Below are 17,833 nucleotides of genomic sequence, written 5' to 3'. Positions count from 1 at the left end.
CTGCGCGCGCGCCGGCATTACATCGGCGGCTCGGTGGGGCGGCGGGCTGGCGCGACCGGTGTCGGTGCGCTCGGCGAAGGGGCCACCACGCCCATCGAGACGATGTACTTCAGTGCGGCGTCGACGGTCATGTCCAGTTCGACGACTTCGCTTTTCGGCATCATCAGGAAGAAGCCGGACGTCGGGTTCGGCGTCGTCGGCACATAGACGCTCACGTGCTCTTCATCGAGATGATTCAGCACGTCGCCGCCCGGAATGCCCGTGAGAAATCCGATGGTGTACGAGCCTTTGCGCGGATACTCGATCAGGAGCGCCTTGCGAAACGCGTTGCCGCTCGAAGACAGCAACGTGTCCGACACCTGTTTCACGCTCGTGTACAACGGGCCGACGACCGGAATGTGACGAAGGATGGCGTCCCACCATTTCACGAGCTTCTGGCCGACGAAGTTCTGCGTCAACAGCCCGACGATGAAAATGAACGCAAGCGTCAGCACCGCGCCCACGCCCGGCAGATGAAAACCGACGATCCGCTCGGGCTGCCACGATTGCGGCAGCAGAAGCAGCGTCTGGTCCATCGTTCCGATCACGAGCCCGAGCACCCACAAGGTGATGGCGAGCGGCACCAGCACGAGCAGGCCGGTGAGGAACACGGTTTTCAGCGTAGTCTTTTTCGTGGTCATTTACACGGGGCGAAGGCTGCGCCGGCTCTCGAGTGCGTCGGAGATTCGGCTTGGCAGGCGGGTCGCGCTCGGCTGAGCGCGGTCTACGAGGTCATCGGCGCGGCATGTGGCCGGCCGCGCCGGCCGTCTGGCGCTCAGGCGGCGCTCGACGACGCGGACGCGCCCGCGGCGGGTTTGGCGGCATCCGAGGATGATGGCGTGCTCGCCGGCGTCGCGCTATCGCTCGAATTCGAGTTGCCGGAACCGGCCGAAGCGGCATCGTCCGATTTCGCCGCCGATGCGTCAGACGCGGCCGCGTTGCTCTTGTTGCCGGCATTGCTGTTTCCGCCACGGAAGTCGGTGACATACCAGCCTGAACCCTTCAACTGGAATCCGGCGGCAGTCACCTGCTTCGAAAAAGTGTCCTTCCCGCAGGCGGGACACTGCGTGAGCGGCGCATCGCTCAGTTTCTGAAGCACGTCTTTTTCGTGGCCGCAGTCGGCGCAACGGTACGCGTAAATCGGCATGGCACTCTTCCTACAATGATCTGTCGACGCTTGCAAAGCCTTGAATTATAGCCGCAAACCGATATTGGCCCGCCATTTTCGGGACCGCGGGCGCAAGATTAACCGCGCAATATTTCAGGGCGTCGGCGGCGAATTTCAAGCCGGCTGGCTCAGATTCGCCGCCACGTCATCCAGCGCTCGCGGCCGGCGAATACGGGTATCGAGTGGCTCACCTCGCGGTCTTCGATCAATTCGAAGTGCGGCGACAGCAGTGCATCCAGTTCGGCGCGCTCGATTCCGAAAGGCGGCCCTTTCGGCGTCGCTCCGATGAAAAAGAAGCCCGCCAGCAGCGCGCCGGGCGCAAGCAACGCCGCCATCCGGCTGGCGTAATCCTGCCAGCGGGTCTTCGGCAGCGCGCAGAGAAACGCGCGCTCGTAGATCCAATCCGGCGAAAACGGCGGCACATACGCAAAAAAATCCGCCTCTTCGACGACGCCCGCATGCGCGCCGAGTTGCGCGCGCGCCGCCTCGACAGCGGCCGGCGAGAAGTCGATTGCGCGGACCGGCCAGCCGCGTTCGGCAAGATGGAGCGCTTCGTACGCGCTGCCACAGCCCGGAATCAGCACACTCTGCGCACTGCGCGACGCGACGAAACTCTTGAACCTCTCCGGAACGCCGGCCTGATCCCACGGCGTGAAGTGCTGACCGAAACGTTCATCCCAGAAACCCGGAGAGTTCGGATCGCGGTTTTCGAAATCGGGAACGTTTGAGTTCGTCGGATCGCTCATGCTGCGCGCCCTCAGGGATGGAGCCAGAACTGCGCGATTACGAAGCCCGCGCCCGCCATCGCGACGACACCGGCAACGAGCACCGCGACGAGCAGGCGGTTCGTGCGCTTCTGCTCCGCAAGGAGCATTCGCATCAGTTCGTCGCTGCCGCTTTTCGGCGCGTCGTGGCGCTCCGCCAGAATATGGTGAATCAACCGCGGCAGCTGCGGAATCGTCTTGCTCCACTGCGGCGCTTCCATTTGAAGCCGCTCGTACCAGCCGCGCCAGCCGATCTGCTCGTTCATCCAGCGCTCGAGATACGGCTTGGCCGTTTTCCACAGATCCAGCTCCGGATCGAGCGAGCGCCCGAGTCCTTCGACGTTGAGCATCGTCTTTTGCAGAAGCACGAGTTGAGGCTGAATCTCGACATTGAAGCGTCGCGACGTCGAGAAAAGGCGCATCAGCACCTGCCCGAGCGAAATGTCCTTCAGCGCGCGATCGAAATAGGGCTCGCAGACCGCGCGGATCGCGCTTTCCAGTTCCTCGACGCGCGTGCTCGGCGGCACCCAGCCGGATTCGAGGTGCAGCGTCGCGACGCGGTGATAGTCGCGCTTGAAGAAGGCGAGGAAGTTCTGCGCGAGGTAGTTCTTGTCGAAGTCCGAAAGCGCCCCGACGATGCCGAAATCCAGCGCGATATAGCGCCCGAACGTCGCCGGATCGAGGCTCACCTGAATGTTGCCGGGATGCATGTCGGCGTGAAAGAAGCCGTCGCGGAACACTTGTGTGAAGAAAATCTCGACGCCTTCGCGCGCCAGCTTGGGAATATCGACGCCCGCGGCGCGCAAGGTCTCCACCTGGCTGATCGGCACGCCGACCATGCGCTCCATGACGAGCACCGTCGGCGCGGACAAGTCCCAGTACATCTCCGGCACGAGCAGCAGATCGAGCCCCTGGAAATTGCGGCGCAACTGGCTGCCGTTGGCGGCCTCGCGCATCAGATCGAGCTCGTCGTGCAGATATTTGTCGAACTCCGCGACCACTTCGCGCGGTTTCAGACGCCGGCCGTCCGCCCAGAGGCGCTCGGCCCACGTCGCGATGTCGCGCAGCAGGGCGAGGTCGGAGTCGATCACGGGCAGCATGCCCGGGCGCAACACCTTCACCGCGACCGCCTTTCCCGCGTGCTCGCCGTTCCTGATCTTCGCGAAATGCACCTGCGCGATCGACGCGCTCGCCACCGGCACGCGCTCGAAATCGTCGAACAATTCGTCGATGGGCGCACCGAGCGATTTCTCGATGATCGACACGGCCACCGCCGAATCGAACGGCGGCACCTGATCCTGAAGCTTGGCGAGCTCGTCGGCGACATCGACGGGCAGAAGATCGCGCCGCGTCGACAGCACTTGCCCGAACTTCACGAAGATGGGCCCGAGGCTTTCCAGCGCGAGCCGCAAGCGGATGCCGCGCTCGACGTCGAACCTGCGGCCGAACGTCGTGATACGCATGAGGTAGCGCACGCGACGATCGTCGATGCCGCTCATCACCAGCTCATCGAGACCGAATCGGACGATCGTGAAAAAAATCTTGAGGAAACGCAGAAAACGCATGGTTCGAATTTGCTTCAGCTCGTTATTCGTGCGAGTCGCGCACAGACTCGCCGCCGGATCGCGCTGAGGCGCCGCTCGCCGGCCGGGATTGTTCGGTTTGCCGTTCGATTCTTTCGATGCGCTTTTCGACGCGCGCCAGTGCATCGCGCGCTTTCGAAAGCTCGGCATTGAATGCGTCGAGCGCGCTCTTGCGCACGAGTTGCGGGCGCTCGTCGAGGAAATACTCGGTGAAGGTGTCAAGAAGATTGCGCCCGGTGCGCTGCGCCTGCTCCTGCACCGCCCGCGCGATGATGCCAACGCGATGCGCGGGCGCGTCGCCGATTACGCGCGCCAGTTCCTCTTCCGGATCCCAGCGCAGATGTTCGGCCAGCTTGGCGAGCGTCGTCGCGAATTCGGCGTCGCCCTCGATGCGAACGTGTTTCATCACCGCCGCCTGGCCGCCTTGCAGGAACGCGGGCAGCGCGTCGAGCGGCACGGCGATCGTCACGTCGAATGCGCCCGCTTCCGCTTCCGTGGTTGCCGCGAAGAGACCGTCCGGCTGCACGACGAGCGCGATCGAAACCGGCCCGCACGACAGCTTCACGCGCTTGCCTGCATAAGGCTTGAGCCGCTCGAGCGCCCAGGGCTCGCGCACGAGCAGATGGTTCACGGCGGCCGCGAATCCACTGGACGCGGTCTTCAAGGCGGGATTTGCTGCGGGACGGGCGGATTCGTCTGCGTTCGTCATCGGCTGTGAGATGAAAAAACCCGCGCGGGACACTTCTCGCGCGGGTTTCTATTCTACCTTCGCAACCGGCCATCACACCGACGGTTGCCGGCGCCCTGGCCATTCGGCCAAGGGCATGGTCAAGCTCAACTGACCTGCTGAATGCCCGCCAGCAGCCAGCCTTCGTTGCCCGACTTCTGCTTCGACAGGTTCCAGACCTCGACGAACGGTTCCGCCGCCGCCCCTTCCGACTCGCGGATCAGGCCGTGGAAGCGCACGCTCGCGAGATACTCGGACGCGCGGTCCTCGACACCGAGCACATCGGCGTTGAGCTGAACCACGTCGGTACGGTTCGGCGCGCTGCCGCGTGCGTCGACGTCGAGTTTCACCTCGGCGAACATCTCGGGCGTCGTGAACTCGCGGATGTCGTTGACGTTGCCGCGATCCCACGCGTCCTGCAAACGCACGAAGTAGACCTTCGCGTTACGCACGAATGCTTCGGTGTCGAAGCCCGCCGGCACGTTGGGATTCGCGACCGCTTGCGTCGCCGGCGATTCGATGTAGTTGGCACCGAAACCGGTCGGCTGCTGCGGCATTTGCGGCGGTTCCTGATTCAGGCTCTGGCGCGCGGCCGCGCCGTACGGCGAACCCGAAGCAGATCCGGCACCCGCGTATGCCGGCGTGTTGTTGCCCTGACGCTTGCGCATGATGAAGCGGAACAGCATGACGGCCGCCAGCACGATCAACGCGATCATGATCATGTTGGCCATCGCGCCGGCGAACGCCTCGCCCAGCCCGAAGTGCGACAGGAGCGCCGCGATGCCGAGACCCGCCGCGAGACCGGCGATCGGCCCGAGCCAGCGATTGCGCGCGGGTTGCGCCGCGGCGGGTGCGGCCGGCGCGGCCGGCGCGCGTTGTGCCTGCGCTGCGTTGTTCTGCTGCATCGATTGAGACTGCGAAGGCGGCGTCGCCTGATGCTGCTGCGTTGCCGTGGCCGACTGACGGCCCATGCTGCGGCCGCCGCCCATGCGCTTGGCTTCCGCCGTTTCCGCGAAGATTGCGCCGGCCGCAATAACGCCAGCCAGCGCCAAGATTCCGGCCTTCCTGAAGAAGAGGTTCAGGAAACCCCGGGATTGGGGTTTGCGCGAATCGAACATATCGAATCCTTAAGAGAGTGGAACATCAAAATTTGGTCCCGACGTGTAACGCTACCACGCCACCTGACAAATTGTAATATTCGACTCGATCCAGGCCCGCTTGTTCCATCATTGTTTTGAGAGTTTCCTGGTCCGGGTGCATGCGGATGGACTCGGCCAAGTACCGATAGCTATCCGCATCTTTGGCCACTTTTTCGCCAAGCCACGGCAAAATCTTGAAACTGTAGACATCGTACGGCTTCTTTAGCGGCTCCCATACTTTCGAAAATTCCAGCACGAGCAGCTTTCCACCGGGTTTCAGCACGCGCGTCATTTCGGCCAACGCGCGATCCTTGTGCGTCATGTTACGAAGACCGAAGGCAACTGTAACCACATTGAAATAATTGGCCGGGAACGGAATCTTTTCGGCGTCGCAGAGCAGCGCGGGCGTCAGCACGCCTTTGTCGATCAGCCGGTCGCGGCCTACGCGCAGCATCGATTCGTTGATGTCCGTGTGCCAGACTTCGCCGGTCTCGCCGGCCTGCTTGGCAAACGCCATCGCGAGATCGCCCGTGCCGCCGGCGATGTCCAGCACCTTGTAGCCCGGCCGCACCTTGGCCTGCCCGATCGTGAAGTGTTTCCAGATCCGATGCAGTCCGCCGGACATCAGGTCGTTCATCAAGTCGTAGTTGCCCGCGACGGAATGAAACACGCCCGCCACTTTCTTCGCCTTGTCCTGCTCTTCGACCGTTTCGTATCCGAAGTGGGTCTTGCTCATCGCGCGTTTTCCTCGCCTGTTGTTCGTTCTATGTCTGCGCAAAACTCGCGCCGGCTACGCGGCGTTATGCCGCAGCCCTATTGCTCAGTGACAGTGTCCGCCGGATGGTTTTGCGGCCATCGGCGCGTCTCGGTCCACGCCGGCGGCTTCCAGCTTCGCCAGATACTCGCGCCACAGTTCGTCCTGACGCGTCGCCAGGTCGTGCAGGATGTCCCAGGAATAGATGCCGGTATTGTGACCGTCCGAAAAATTGAGTTGCAGCGCATAGTGCCCGACCGGATCGACGCCGATGATCGTCACCTCGCGCTTGCCCGTCTGCAGCGTTTCCTGTCCGGGGCCGTGGCCCTGCACTTCGGCGGACGGCGAATAGACGCGCAGAAGCTCGAACGGCACGCGATACGACTCGTCGCCGTATTGCAGCTCCAGCACGCGCGATTTCGAATGCACGACGACGCCGGTGGGAATCGGCGTCGTGGAAGTGAGTCCGCTCATGATCTCGTCTTATTGATGGCCGAAGGCCTGGTTCAGCTCGTTGCGCACCTGTTCGCGCAAAAGCGTGGCCTGCGCGCGGCGCTTCGATAGCTGCGATTCGGACACCGTGCGCTGGCGCGGCGCCCAGATCGGCAGAGGAAAGCGGGAATCGTTGGAAAAGCGTGGAATGACGTGCCAGTGGACGTGCGGCACCTGATTGCCGAGACTTGCCAGATTGATCTTTTCCGGCACGAGCACGCGGCGCATCGCGCGCTCGACGCCGTTGACGGCGGTCATCACGCGCACGCGGTCGGCATCCGGCAAATCGGACATTTCGGCGACGTGCGCGCCCCAGATCACGCGACACAAGCCCGGCCAGTCGGGCTCATCGGCAAGGACGACGCGCAACGTGTCGTCCGACCACAGCACTTCGCCGCCGTCTTCACGGCAAAACACACAGTCCATCTCATACCTCTAGCGAATCAAACCTCGATTTCGCTATTACACCAGCACGCGCTCGATACCGCCATTGTTCGCGCGTTCGACGTACTGTTCCATCCAGTTTTCGCCGAGCACCTTGCGCGCCATTTCCACGACGATATAGTCCGCCTCGACGTTGGCGTCCTCGTTGTAGCGCGACAGACCTTGCAGGCACGACGGGCAGCTGGTCAGGATTTTCACGTCCGTGCCGTTGGTCTGCGCGCCATCGCCTGCGGAGAGCACCGAACCGGGCGCCGCGCCGGCCGAGCCCGCAGACGCGTTCATCGGATTGATCGCGTTCGAGCCCGCTTCCGCGACGAGCGGAATGCCGCGCAACTTGGCCGCGCCCTTGCGAATCTCTTCTTCCTTGCGGAAGCGCACTTGCGTCGAGATGTCCGGACGCGTGACCGCCAGCGTGCCCGATTCGCCGCAGCATCGATCGTTCTTCTCGATCTTGTAGCCGTCGTTCTGCGAACCCATCAGATCGTTGACGAGCTTGACCGGGTCCATCGTCTTGATCGGCGAGTGACACGGATCGTGATACATGTAGCGCGTGCCGGTCACGCCGTCGAGCTTCATGTTCTTCTCGAGCAGGAACTCGTGAATGTCGATGATCCGGCAGCCCGGGAAGATCTTCTCGAATTCATAGCCCGCGAGCTGGTCGTAGCACGTTCCGCACGACACGACCACGGTCTTGATATCGAGATAGTTCAGCGTATTCGCGACGCGATGGAACAGCACGCGATTGTCGGTGACGATCTTCTCGGCCTTGTCGTACTGGCCGGAACCGCGCTGCGGATAGCCGCAGCACAGATAGCCCGGCGGCAGCACGGTCTGCACGCCCGCTTCCCACAACATCGCTTGCGTCGCGAGCCCGACTTGCGAGAAGAGACGTTCCGAGCCGCAGCCGGGGAAATAGAACACGGCTTCCGAATCGACGGTGGTCGTCTGCGGATTGCGGATGATCGGAACGATCTTGTTGTCCTCGATATCCAGCAGCGCGCGCGCCGTCTTCTTCGGCAAATTGCCCGGCATCTTCTTGTTGACGAAGTGGATCACCTGCGTCACGACCGGCGGCTTGCCGACCGTCGCGGGCGGCTGCGCCGTCTGCTTCTTGACGATCTTCTTCAGCACATCGTTGCCGAAACGCTGCGCCTTGTAGCCGAAGTCCATCATCACGTTGCGCGCGAGATTGATGGTCTGCGGATTGGTCGCGTTCAGGAAGAACATGCCCGCCGCGTTGCCGGCGTTGAACTTCTTCTTGCCCATCTTGCGCAGCAGATTGCGCATGTTCATCGACACGTCGCCGAAATCGATCTTCACCGGACACGGCGTCACGCACTTGTGACAGACCGTGCAGTGATCGGCGACGTCGTTGAACTCGTCCCAGTGCTTGATCGACACGCCGCGGCGCGTCTGCTCTTCGTACAGGAACGCTTCGACGAGCAGCGACGTCGCGAGAATCTTGTTGCGCGGGCTGTAGAGCAGGTTCGCGCGCGGCACGTGCGTCGCGCAGACCGGCTTGCACTTGCCGCAGCGCAGGCAGTCCTTGATCGACTCGGAAATCGCGCCGATATCCGACTGCTGCATGATGATCGACTCGTAGCCCATCAGCCCGAACGACGGCGTGTAGGCGTTGCGCAGATCGGCGCCGTCGAACAGCTTGCCCTTGTTGAAGCGGCCATGCGGATCGACGCGCTGCTTGTACGCGCGGAAATCGCCGATTTCGTCTTCGGTCAGGAATTCCAGCTTCGTGATGCCGATGCCGTGCTCGCCCGAGATCACGCCGTCCAGCGAACGCGCGAGCTTCATGATGCGCGCGACCGCGTGATGCGCGTCCTGCAGCATCGCGTAGTTGTCGGAGTTGACGGGAATGTTCGTGTGCACGTTGCCATCGCCCGCATGCATGTGCAGCGCGACGAAGACGCGCCCGCGCAGCACTTGCTTGTGGATGGCCTGCGCTTCGTCGAGGATCGGCTTGAACTCGCCGCCGTTGAAGATCTGGCGCAGTTCCGCGCGGATTTCCTGCTTCCACGACACGCGCACCGTACGGTCCTGCGCGACATGGAACACGTTGGCGTCAGGCTGAATGTCGACGCGATCCGCGAACTTTTCCGCGAGCGCTTCGTAGCCCAGATTGACGAGATAGTGCTGCGCCTCGCGCAAGGACATGTCGAGCTTGTCGCCGACGAACGTCCAGCGCTCACGCACGCGCTTCAGCAGATCGAGCGCCTGCTGCACGCGGTCTTCGAGCAGTTCGGCGCTCGGAATTTCGTTCGCGTCGTCGGACTTGCCGAGCGGCAGCTTGCCGTTGCGGAAGAACGCTTCGAGCGCGTCGACGAGTTGCAGCTTGTTCTTCAGCGACAACTCGATGTTGATGCGCTCGATGCCGTCCGTGTACTCGCCCATGCGATTGAGCGGAATCACGACGTCTTCGTTGATCTTGAACGCGTTCGTGTGCTTCGCGATGGCGGCCGTGCGCGAGCGGTCGAGCCAGAAACGCTTGCGCGCCTCGGCGTTCACCGCGACGAAGCCTTCGCCGCTCTTGCCGTTCGCCATGCGCACGACTTCCGATGTGGCGGCGGCGACGGCATCGGCGTCATTGCCGACGATATCGCCGATCAGCACCATCTTCGGAAACGCGTTGCGCTTGCTCTTGGTCGCGTAGCCGACCGCGCGCAGATAGCGTTCGTCGAGATGTTCGAGGCCGGCGAGGATCGCGCCGCCCTGCTTCGACGTCTCGAACAGATAGTCCTTGATTTCGACGATGCTCGGAATCGCATCGCGCGCCTGGCCGAAGAATTCGAGGCAGACGGTGCGCGTATGCGCGGGCATCTTGTGCAAAATCCAGCGCGCGGACGTAATGAGACCGTCGCAGCCTTCCTTCTGCACGCCGGGCAGCCCGGCGAGGAATTTATCGGTGACGTCCTTGCCGAGCCCTTCCTTGCGGAACGTGCGCCCGGCGATGTCGAGGCTTTCGGTGCGCAGCAGCTTCTCGCCCGGCGGACGATTGCCGTCGAACCAGTCGAGCCGGAAACGCGCCACTTCGACGTCGTGAATCTTGCCGCAGTTGTGATCGAGACGCGTGACTTCGAGCCAGTTGCCTTCCGGATCGACCATGCGCCACCACGCGAGGTTGTCGAGCGCCGTGCCCCACAACACCGCCTTCTTGCCGCCCGCGTTCATCGCGACATTGCCGCCGACGCACGACGCATCGAGCGAAGTCGGATCGACGGCGAACACGAAGCCCGCCTGCTCCGCCGCTTCGGTGACGCGCCGCGTGACCACGCCCGCGCCGGAGAAAATCGTCGCGACCTTGTGATCGACGCCCGGCAGATCCGTCATTTCGACGGGACCGAGCTGTTCCAGCTTTTCCGTGTTGATGACCGCCGAAAACGGCGTGAGCGGAATCGCGCCGCCGGTGTAGCCGGTGCCGCCGCCGCGCGGAATAACGGTGAGCCCGAGTTCGAAGCACGCCTTGATGAGTCCGGCGATTTCGGCTTCGGTGTCCGGCGTCAGCACGACGAACGGGTATTCGACGCGCCAGTCGGTTGCATCGGTGACGTGCGCGACGCGCGACAGGCCGTCGAACTTGATGTTGTCCTTCTGCGTTTCCTTGCCCAGAACACGCGACGCGCGGCGGCGCAAGTCGGCCATGCGGCCGAACTCGGCGGCGAAATCATCGACGGCGCGGCGCGCGGCGGCGACCAGCAACTGCACGCGCTCGGCGCGTTCGCGGCTGCCGGCTTCGTCGCTATGCGCGGTGAGATCGGCGCTGCGGCGCTTTTCGATTTCGGCGAGACGGTGATTCAGCGCTTCGACGAGCAGCGCCCGGCGTTTCGGATTGTCGAGCAGGTCATCCTGCAGATACGGATTGCGCCGCACGACCCAGATGTCGCCGAGCACTTCGTACAGCATGCGCGCCGAACGGCCGGTGCGGCGCTCGTTGCGCAGTTCGTCGAGCACGGCCCAGGCTTCGTCGCCGAGGAGCCGCATGACGATTTCACGATCGGAAAACGACGTGTAGTTATAGGGAATTTCGCGGAGACGCGGCTCGATATCGAGCGCCAAGGCGGCATGGGCGCCGTTCGGATCGAAGGCTTGAGGTGCGTTCATGTTCGACGGTTCGGTGTGCCGGCGCTCGCGCTAGAAAAGCGGAAATGCCGGCGATGCGCGTGGGGGCGCAAATTTTCGAATGAAACTTCTCTTGGCGAAGGCCGCCGGGCTCGTCACAGCGCCTTCGGTGTGCCCTGGATCAACGCCACGATCGCGCGTGGCGCGCATGCCTTTCCGCCGCGGGATGCGACTCGCGGGAAACATGCGCCAGAAAATCGATCCGAAGCTGCCGGTGCATCTGCCGATCCTGATTGCTGATTCGTAAAAGGAAATTCTAACCCATCGGGCAAACGCGCGTTTGCGGGCGCTAGCAGCGAGAAGGGGCTTTTGCGTGCGGATTCGCGACGCGTTCATGTCATTTTCGACGCTTTTTTACACGACCGTCCGGACGGTCGAAGCACACGGCGCGCCCGGAACGCGCGCGGATGGCGCTATCATTGATGCTTTCGCTCTCAAAAACCTGCGCGCATCGCGGCCGCCTGACGATTTCTCGCATGACACATCCCGACTACCTGAAAAAAGTGCTGACCGCGCGCGTGTACGACGTCGCGCGTGAAAGCGAGCTCGAACCCGCGCGCAACCTGTCCGCGCGCCTGCGCAACTCCGTGTTCCTCAAGCGCGAGGACAATCAGCCGGTTTTCTCGTTCAAGATTCGGGGCGCCTATAACAAGATGGCGCAGCTCCCGGCAGATGTGCTCGCACGCGGCGTGATTACGGCGTCGGCGGGCAACCACGCGCAGGGCGTGGCGCTGTCGGCGGCGCGGCTCGGCTGCCGCGCGGTGATCGCCGTGCCGACGACGACGCCTCAAGTGAAGATCGACGCTATTCGCGCGCACGGCGGCCCGACGGTCGAAATCGTGCTCGCGGGCGAGTCGTACAGCGACGCCTACGCGCGCGCCGTGCAGCTTCAGGAAGAGCGCGGCCTGACCTTCGTGCATCCGTTCGACGATCCGGACGTGATCGCCGGACAAGGCACGGTGGCGATGGAAATCCTGCGCCAGCATCAGGGTCCGATCCACGCGATCTTCTGCCCGATCGGCGGCGGCGGGCTGGCTGCGGGCGTCGCGGCGTACATCAAGGCGGTGCGCCCGGAGATCAAGGTGATCGGCGTGCAGACCGAGGATTCCTGCGCGATGGCGCAGTCGATCAAGGCGGGCGAGCGCGTGACGCTCTCCGAAGTCGGCCTGTTTTCGGACGGCACGGCGGTGAAGCTCGTCGGCGAGGAAACGTTCCGGCTGTGCAACGAGTTGCTCGATGAAGTCATCACCGTCGATACCGATGCCCTTTGCGCCGCGATCAAGGATGTCTTCCAGGACACGCGGAGCGTGCTCGAACCCGCCGGCTCGCTCGCGGTCGCGGGCGCGAAGCTGTACGCGGAGCGCGAGGGCATCGAGGGCAAGACGCTCATCGCGGTGACGTCGGGCGCGAACATGAACTTCGACCGCATGCGCTTCGTCGCGGAGCGCGCGGAAGTCGGCGAGGCGCGCGAGGCCGTGTTCGCCGTGACGATTCCCGAAGAGCGCGGCAGCTTCCGGCGCTTCTGCGAGCTCGTCGGCACACGCAGCGTGACCGAGTTCAATTACCGCATCGCCGATGAAAGAGCCGCGCATATCTTCGTCGGCGTGCAGATCAAGTCGCGCAAGGAAACCGCGCAGATGATGTCGTCGTTCATCGAGCATGGTTTCGCGACCGTCGACCTTTCGCACGATGAGCTCTCGAAGCAGCACATTCGCTACATGGTCGGCGGACATTCGCCGCTCGCGCGCGACGAACGTCTGTTGCGCTTCGAGTTTCCGGAACGTCCGGGCGCGCTGATGAAGTTCCTTTCGTCGATGGCGCCCGACTGGAACATCAGCCTGTTCCATTACCGGAATCAGGGCGCGGATTACAGCTCGATTCTCGTCGGCATTCAGGTGCCGCAGTCGGACAACGCGGAGTTCGAGCGCTTCCTCGCGACGCTCGGCTATCCGTGGTGGGACGAAGGCGCGAATCCGGTCTACAAGCTGTTTCTGGCGTAAATCGAAATGCCGAAGTTCACGCTCGAAGACAAGCTCGTCGTCGCGATTTCGTCGCGCGCGCTGTTCGATTTCGAGGAAGAGAACCGCGTCTTCGAGACCGGCGATCTCGCGCAATACGAAGCGCTGCAACGCTCGCGGCTCGACACGCCCGCGAAACCCGGCGTCGCGTTCGGGCTGATCCGCAAGCTGCTCGCGCTGAACGCGGATGAACAGCGCGTCGAAGTGGTGATCCTGTCGCGCAGCGATCCGATCAGCGGGCTGCGCGCGTTTCATTCGTGCCGCGAACACGGACTTGCGATCGAGCGCGGCGTGTTCACGCGCGGCCGTTCGCCGTTTGCGTATCTGAAACCGTTGCGGGCGTCGCTGTTTCTATCGGCGAATCCGGACGATGTGCGCGACGCGCTCGCCGCCGGTTTTCCCGCCGCGCGCGTGCTGCCGGAAACGCCGCGCGCCGCGAGCCGTTACGCGGACGAGATCCGCATCGCGTTCGATGGCGACGCCGTGCTCTTTTCCGACGAAGCCGAGCGCGTGTTTCAAAGCGATGGTTTACATGCGTTCGTCGGGCATGAATTGGACAAACGCGAGTCGCCGCTGCCGGACGGTCCGCTTAAGCCGCTGCTCGCCGCGCTCAACAAATTGCAGCGCATCGCCGACGATCACGACGATCAGCCGATGCACATCCGCACGGCGCTCGTCACCGCGCGGTCCGCGCCGGCGCACGAGCGCGCGATCCGCACGCTGATGGCGTGGAACATCGAAATCGACGAAGCGATGTTTCTCGGCGGACTCGACAAGGGAGAATTCCTGCGCGAATTCGAGCCCGACTTTTTCTTCGACGATCAAATTCGCCACTGCGAATCGGCTCGCGTCGTCACCGCGACGGGGCACGTTCTCAGCGGCATAGCGAACGCATCATGACACCCGATCAATCTCCGCTCGGCAAGCCCGTCCATTACACCGAACAGTACGATGCGTCGCTGCTGTTTCCGATCGACCGCAAGCGCGCGCGCGATGCGATCGCCGTGCCCGCGCGTCTGCCGTTCTTCGGCACGGATATCTGGAACGCGTATGAGCTGTCATGGCTGAACAAGCGCGGCAAGCCGCAGATCGCGGTCGCGACGTTCTTCGTGCCGGCGGATTCGCCGAACATCGTGGAATCGAAGTCGTTCAAGCTGTATCTCGGCTCGTTCGCGCAGACGCAATTCGATTCGATCGACGACGTGCGCGCGGCAATCAAGCGCGATGTGTCCGCCGTCTGCGGCGCGACCGTTTCGGTGCAACTCGCCGCGCCGGCCGATTTCGGCAAGCTCACGATGGAAGAGTTCGATGGTTTGTCGCTCGACCGGCTCGATCTCGATTGCGATGTTTTCTCGCCGGATCCTTCGTTATTGAAGGCCGCGCACGATGAAGCGCCCGTCGACGAGACGTTGTTTTCGAACCTGTTGAAATCGAATTGCCCGGTTACGGGACAGCCGGACTGGGGCAGCGTGCAGATCCGCTATTACGGCGGGCAGATCGATCACGCGGGATTGCTGCGGTATATCGTGTCTTACCGCGAACATACGGGGTTTCATGAGCAATGCGTCGAGCGCATCTTCATGGACATCATGCGGGAGTGCAAACCGGAACGGCTCGCGGTGTATGCGCGTTATACGAGGCGCGGCGGGCTGGATATCAATCCGTTCAGAACGAATTTCAACTTGCCGATGCCGGATAATGCGCGGCTGGCGCGGCAGTGAATAACGACGCGGCTCTGCTTCACAGGCATCAGAGCCGCGATCGCATGTTCGCCTTCTTACGCCTTCTTATAAGCCACGCAATCCACCTCGACCTTGCAGTCGATCACCATCGACGACACCACGCAAGCCCGCGCCGGCGGATTCGCGCCGAAGTACTCCTTGAACACCTTGTTGAACGACGCGAAATCGCGCGGATCGTCCAGCCACACGCCGCAGCGCACGACGTGCTCGGTGCCGTAACCCGCCTCCTTCAGAATCGCGATGACGTTCTGAATCGCCTTGTGCGATTGCTCGACGATGCCGCCGTTGATCACTTCGCCATCTTCCATCGGCGTCTGGCCCGACACGAACAGCCAGCCATCGGCCTCGACCGCGCGTGCGAACGGCATATGCGCGCCGCCTTGTCCCTTGCCACCTTCCACGCCATAACGCTTCATCTTTCAGACTCCTTTTCCTGACTCGAATCAGTGCTCAAAACGCGCCGGCCGCATCCAGCTTGGATGCCGAACCGCGCGCCACGAAACGTCCCGCTCGCGCGCCGGTCACGGCCTGCTCGCGATACGTCAAAACGCCATTCACCCACACCGCGTCGATGCCGTCCGCCGCCTGCTGCGGATTCGCGAACGTCGCCGAATCGATCACGCGCTCCGGATCGAACACGACCAGATCCGCGTGATAGCCGACCTTCACTTCGCCGCGCTCCGCGATGCTGAAACGCCGCGCCGACAGGCTCGTCATCTTGCGCACGGCTTCTTCGAGCGTCAGCACGCCTTCGTCGCGCGCATAGTGGCCGAGCACGCGCGGAAACGCGCCCCACAAACGCGGATGCGGCAGCGGATCGTTCGGCAAACCGTCCGAACCGACCATCGTCGCGGGATGCGAAAGAATGCGCCGCACGTCGTCTTCCGACATGTTGTGATACACCGCGCCCGCCGGCTGCAAGCGCTTCGCCGCTTCCTGCTGCGTCACCTTCCATTCGTCGGCGACTTCGCGGATCAGCTTGCCGGCCATCTCCGGATGCGGCGTCGACCAGGTGATCGTGATGTCGATATCGCCCGTCACCTGCTTCAAGTCCAGCGTCGATGAACTGCGGTTATACGGATAACAATCGCATCCGACCGGCTGCCCGTCGCGCGTCGCTTCGATCGACTTGAGCACTTCCGCGCTGCGTCCCCAGTTCGACGGCCCCGCGCACTTCAGATGCGAAATCACCACCGGCACGCGTGCATGACGCCCGACGCGATACGCCTCGTCCATCGCGTCGAGAATGGCGTCGAACTCGGTTCGCATGTGCGTCGTGTAGAGCGCGCCCGCTTTCGCGAGCGGCTCGGCGAGCGCCTGCACTTCCTCGGGCGGCGCGCTGAACGCCGAGCCATACGCCAATCCGCTCGACAATCCGAGCGCGCCGTTACCCAGCGCTTCTTCGAGCTGCGCGCGCATCGCGGCGACTTCATCGGCGGACGCGCCGCGATCCAGCCGGTCCATATGATTGTTGCGCAGCGCCGTATGGCCGATGAGCGCGCCGACATTCACCGTCGGGCGCGCGGCATTCACGGCATCGACGTAAGACGCGAAAGTCGGGTACGCGAACGCGGCGGCGTCACCGAGCAGGTTCATCGGATCGGGCGGATCGCCCTTCAGCGTCACCGGCGACGCGCTGATCCCGCAATTGCCGACGATCACCGTCGTCACGCCCTGCGTGATCTTCGGCATCATCTGCGGCGAGCGGATCACGTGCGTGTCGTCGTGCGTGTGGACGTCGATGAAACCGGGCGCGAGCACTTTGCCTTGCGCGTCGAACACGTCGTCGGCGGTCCAGTCCGCGAGACCGCCCGGCGCCTCGATCGCAACGATGCGTCCGTCGCGCACGGCGACATCGCGTTCGACGGCGGGCGCGCCCGTGCCGTCGATCACGCGCGCGCCGACGATCAGCGTGTCGGCCTTCAACGATTCCATGATCAGTCTCCCAAGGGTTGACGCTCGCCGCCGCCGCGATGCGAATCGAGCGCGTGCTTCATGCGGCGCAACAGTTCGCGGCTGTGATCGGCCTGCTTGACGGCCAGTTCGGTGACGAGCAAATCGAGCGCCATCATCATCGCGTAACGCGACGACGAGGGCTTGTAGATGAAATCCGTTTCGATCGCGATGACCGGAACCAGCCAGTCCGCGAGCGCGCCGAGCGGCGATGCGGGCGCGGTCAGCGCGATCACGCGCGCGCCGTACTGCCTCGCCAGCGCGCAGCTTTCGACGATCTCGGGCGTCTGCCCCGTCACCGAAAGCGCGACGACCACATGTTCCTTCGATAACGTCGACGCCACCATGCGCTGCAACAGCCCGTCCTGATACGACGCGACCGGCCGCCCGAGCCGCACGAGGCGAAAGCGCATTTCGTCGGCGAGCGCCGTGGAGCCGCCGCCCATGCCGAACACGTAGATCATCGACGCGGCCGCGAGCGCATCCGCGGCTTCGGCGATCGGCGCGGCGGCGAGCGCGCCCTGATTCTGCGCGAGCGTCGCCTGCACTTCCTCGAAGATGCGCGCGGCGAGCGAATCGGGCACGGCGTCCGCGTCGCGCCGGAAGAAACGCTGTCCGACGCCCGCCGCCTGCGCGAGCCGCAGCTTCAGTTCGCGCACGTCCTCGCAACCGACGGCTTTCGCGAAACGCGTCACCGTCGCGACGCTGACCTCGGCCTTGTCCGCCAGCGCGCCGATGCTCGCGCGCGACGCGCTCACGATGTCGTCGAGAATCAGCGCGGCTACCTTGCGCTCGGCCCCGCGCAACTCGGGCGCCCGCTCCGCGATGCGTGCGACGATGTCGAAACTGAGCGTGTCGGCGTGGCCGTTCATGGTTTAC

16 protein-coding genes are annotated in these 17,833 nt (G+C 63.6%); 3 read left to right on the top strand and 13 right to left on the bottom strand.

The genetic code is table 11. From position 1 onward, the window contains the following. Nucleotides 1-17 precede the first annotated feature (17 nt). The 10 genes from NCR93_RS01875 to NCR93_RS01830 form a co-directional block, all read right to left on the bottom strand. On the bottom strand, nt 18-680 hold the full coding sequence (locus NCR93_RS01875) for a DUF502 domain-containing protein (RefSeq protein WP_008351614.1): 663 nt from the start codon (nt 678-680) through the stop codon (nt 18-20). A gap of 134 nt (nt 681-814) precedes the next feature. Then, on the bottom strand, nt 815-1,186 hold the full coding sequence (locus tag NCR93_RS01870; RefSeq protein WP_008351617.1) for an FmdB family zinc ribbon protein: 372 nt from the start codon (nt 1,184-1,186) through the stop codon (nt 815-817). 149 nt (nt 1,187-1,335) lie between these two features. Further along, nucleotides 1,336-1,953: a methyltransferase gene (locus tag NCR93_RS01865; protein ID WP_250519295.1), complete on the bottom strand. Its 618-nt coding sequence runs from the start codon at nt 1,951-1,953 to the stop codon at nt 1,336-1,338. An 11-nt stretch (nt 1,954-1,964) separates the two neighbouring features. After that, the gene (gene ubiB / locus NCR93_RS01860; RefSeq protein WP_008351622.1) at nt 1,965-3,536 is read right to left on the bottom strand and encodes a ubiquinone biosynthesis regulatory protein kinase UbiB; all 1,572 of its coding nucleotides are present in this window, start codon (nt 3,534-3,536) and stop codon (nt 1,965-1,967) included. Between the two features lie 22 nt (nt 3,537-3,558). Next, nucleotides 3,559-4,263, bottom strand: a complete 705-nt coding sequence (locus NCR93_RS01855) for a ubiquinone biosynthesis accessory factor UbiJ (protein WP_502799840.1) — start codon at nt 4,261-4,263, stop codon at nt 3,559-3,561. A 125-nt stretch (nt 4,264-4,388) separates the two neighbouring features. Then, a complete protein-coding gene (locus tag NCR93_RS01850; RefSeq protein ID WP_008351625.1) occupies nt 4,389-5,399 on the bottom strand; it encodes a Tim44 domain-containing protein in 1,011 nt (336 codons plus the stop codon). 25 nt (nt 5,400-5,424) lie between these two features. Continuing rightward, entirely contained in the window at nt 5,425-6,156 is a 732-nt protein-coding gene (ubiE, locus tag NCR93_RS01845) for a bifunctional demethylmenaquinone methyltransferase/2-methoxy-6-polyprenyl-1,4-benzoquinol methylase UbiE (protein ID WP_008351628.1), read from the bottom strand. Between the two features lie 84 nt (nt 6,157-6,240). Beyond that, nucleotides 6,241-6,648: a gamma-butyrobetaine hydroxylase family protein gene (locus tag NCR93_RS01840; RefSeq protein ID WP_008351631.1), complete on the bottom strand. Its 408-nt coding sequence runs from the start codon at nt 6,646-6,648 to the stop codon at nt 6,241-6,243. A 9-nt stretch (nt 6,649-6,657) separates the two neighbouring features. Next, the gene (locus NCR93_RS01835) at nt 6,658-7,092 is read right to left on the bottom strand and encodes an HIT family protein (RefSeq protein ID WP_008351633.1); all 435 of its coding nucleotides are present in this window, start codon (nt 7,090-7,092) and stop codon (nt 6,658-6,660) included. A gap of 36 nt (nt 7,093-7,128) precedes the next feature. Continuing rightward, nucleotides 7,129-11,223, bottom strand: a complete 4,095-nt coding sequence (locus NCR93_RS01830) for a DUF3683 domain-containing protein (RefSeq protein ID WP_034470575.1) — start codon at nt 11,221-11,223, stop codon at nt 7,129-7,131. Nucleotides 11,224-11,717: 494 nt separating this feature from the next. On the opposite strand from NCR93_RS01830, the gene ilvA reads away from it, so the two are divergent. The 3 genes from ilvA to queF are packed head-to-tail and all read left to right on the top strand — an operon-like array spanning nt 11,718 to nt 14,980. After that, nucleotides 11,718-13,241, top strand: coding sequence for a threonine ammonia-lyase, biosynthetic (ilvA, locus tag NCR93_RS01825; protein ID WP_008351636.1), 1,524 nt, complete (start codon nt 11,718-11,720; stop codon nt 13,239-13,241). Nucleotides 13,242-13,247: 6 nt separating this feature from the next. Further along, entirely contained in the window at nt 13,248-14,159 is a 912-nt protein-coding gene (locus tag NCR93_RS01820; protein ID WP_008351638.1) for a 5'-nucleotidase, read from the top strand. Beyond that, the gene (gene queF / locus NCR93_RS01815; RefSeq protein WP_008351640.1) at nt 14,156-14,980 is read left to right on the top strand and encodes an NADPH-dependent 7-cyano-7-deazaguanine reductase QueF; all 825 of its coding nucleotides are present in this window, start codon (nt 14,156-14,158) and stop codon (nt 14,978-14,980) included. Before NCR93_RS01820 ends, queF begins: the two co-directional genes overlap by 4 nt. Before the next feature lie 56 nt (nt 14,981-15,036). Here queF and NCR93_RS01810 read toward each other — a convergent pair whose 3' ends face one another. Genes NCR93_RS01810 through NCR93_RS01800 form a run of 3 tightly spaced genes read right to left on the bottom strand, consistent with a single transcriptional unit; the run spans nt 15,037 to nt 17,826 of the window. Then, a complete protein-coding gene (locus tag NCR93_RS01810) occupies nt 15,037-15,417 on the bottom strand; it encodes a RidA family protein (RefSeq protein ID WP_008351642.1) in 381 nt (126 codons plus the stop codon). Between the two features lie 34 nt (nt 15,418-15,451). Continuing rightward, the gene (locus NCR93_RS01805) at nt 15,452-16,936 is read right to left on the bottom strand and encodes an N-acyl-D-amino-acid deacylase family protein (RefSeq protein ID WP_034470570.1); all 1,485 of its coding nucleotides are present in this window, start codon (nt 16,934-16,936) and stop codon (nt 15,452-15,454) included. Nucleotides 16,937-16,938: 2 nt separating this feature from the next. Next, nucleotides 16,939-17,826, bottom strand: a complete 888-nt coding sequence (locus NCR93_RS01800; RefSeq protein ID WP_250519293.1) for a MurR/RpiR family transcriptional regulator — start codon at nt 17,824-17,826, stop codon at nt 16,939-16,941. Between the last annotated feature and the right edge of the window lie 7 nt (nt 17,827-17,833).

The organism is Caballeronia sp. ATUFL_F1_KS39 (assembly GCF_023630985.1).
Lineage (GTDB): Bacteria > Pseudomonadota > Gammaproteobacteria > Burkholderiales > Burkholderiaceae > Caballeronia > Caballeronia zhejiangensis.
Note: the sequence above shows the minus strand (reverse complement) of the source record. Positions and strands in the feature narration are given on the sequence as shown.

What these genes read in the sequence shown, in the direction of transcription:
- NCR93_RS01855 (WP_502799840.1), bottom strand. Translation starts at nt 4,263, where the DNA reads ATGACGAACGCAGACGAATCCGCCCGTCCCGCAGCAAATCCCGCCTTG.
- NCR93_RS01840 (WP_008351631.1), bottom strand. Translation starts at nt 6,648, where the DNA reads ATGAGCGGACTCACTTCCACGACGCCGATTCCCACCGGCGTCGTCGTG.
- NCR93_RS01800 (WP_250519293.1), bottom strand. Translation starts at nt 17,826, where the DNA reads ATGAACGGCCACGCCGACACGCTCAGTTTCGACATCGTCGCACGCATC.
- ubiB (WP_008351622.1), bottom strand. Translation starts at nt 3,536, where the DNA reads ATGCGTTTTCTGCGTTTCCTCAAGATTTTTTTCACGATCGTCCGATTC.
- NCR93_RS01875 (WP_008351614.1), bottom strand. Translation starts at nt 680, where the DNA reads ATGACCACGAAAAAGACTACGCTGAAAACCGTGTTCCTCACCGGCCTG.
- NCR93_RS01850 (WP_008351625.1), bottom strand. Translation starts at nt 5,399, where the DNA reads ATGTTCGATTCGCGCAAACCCCAATCCCGGGGTTTCCTGAACCTCTTC.
- NCR93_RS01805 (WP_034470570.1), bottom strand. Translation starts at nt 16,936, where the DNA reads ATGGAATCGTTGAAGGCCGACACGCTGATCGTCGGCGCGCGCGTGATC.
- ubiE (WP_008351628.1), bottom strand. Translation starts at nt 6,156, where the DNA reads ATGAGCAAGACCCACTTCGGATACGAAACGGTCGAAGAGCAGGACAAG.
- NCR93_RS01870 (WP_008351617.1), bottom strand. Translation starts at nt 1,186, where the DNA reads ATGCCGATTTACGCGTACCGTTGCGCCGACTGCGGCCACGAAAAAGAC.
- NCR93_RS01820 (WP_008351638.1), top strand. Translation starts at nt 13,248, where the DNA reads ATGCCGAAGTTCACGCTCGAAGACAAGCTCGTCGTCGCGATTTCGTCG.
- NCR93_RS01830 (WP_034470575.1), bottom strand. Translation starts at nt 11,223, where the DNA reads ATGAACGCACCTCAAGCCTTCGATCCGAACGGCGCCCATGCCGCCTTG.
- NCR93_RS01835 (WP_008351633.1), bottom strand. Translation starts at nt 7,092, where the DNA reads ATGGACTGTGTGTTTTGCCGTGAAGACGGCGGCGAAGTGCTGTGGTCG.
- ilvA (WP_008351636.1), top strand. Translation starts at nt 11,718, where the DNA reads ATGACACATCCCGACTACCTGAAAAAAGTGCTGACCGCGCGCGTGTAC.
- NCR93_RS01810 (WP_008351642.1), bottom strand. Translation starts at nt 15,417, where the DNA reads ATGAAGCGTTATGGCGTGGAAGGTGGCAAGGGACAAGGCGGCGCGCAT.
- NCR93_RS01865 (WP_250519295.1), bottom strand. Translation starts at nt 1,953, where the DNA reads ATGAGCGATCCGACGAACTCAAACGTTCCCGATTTCGAAAACCGCGAT.
- queF (WP_008351640.1), top strand. Translation starts at nt 14,156, where the DNA reads ATGACACCCGATCAATCTCCGCTCGGCAAGCCCGTCCATTACACCGAA.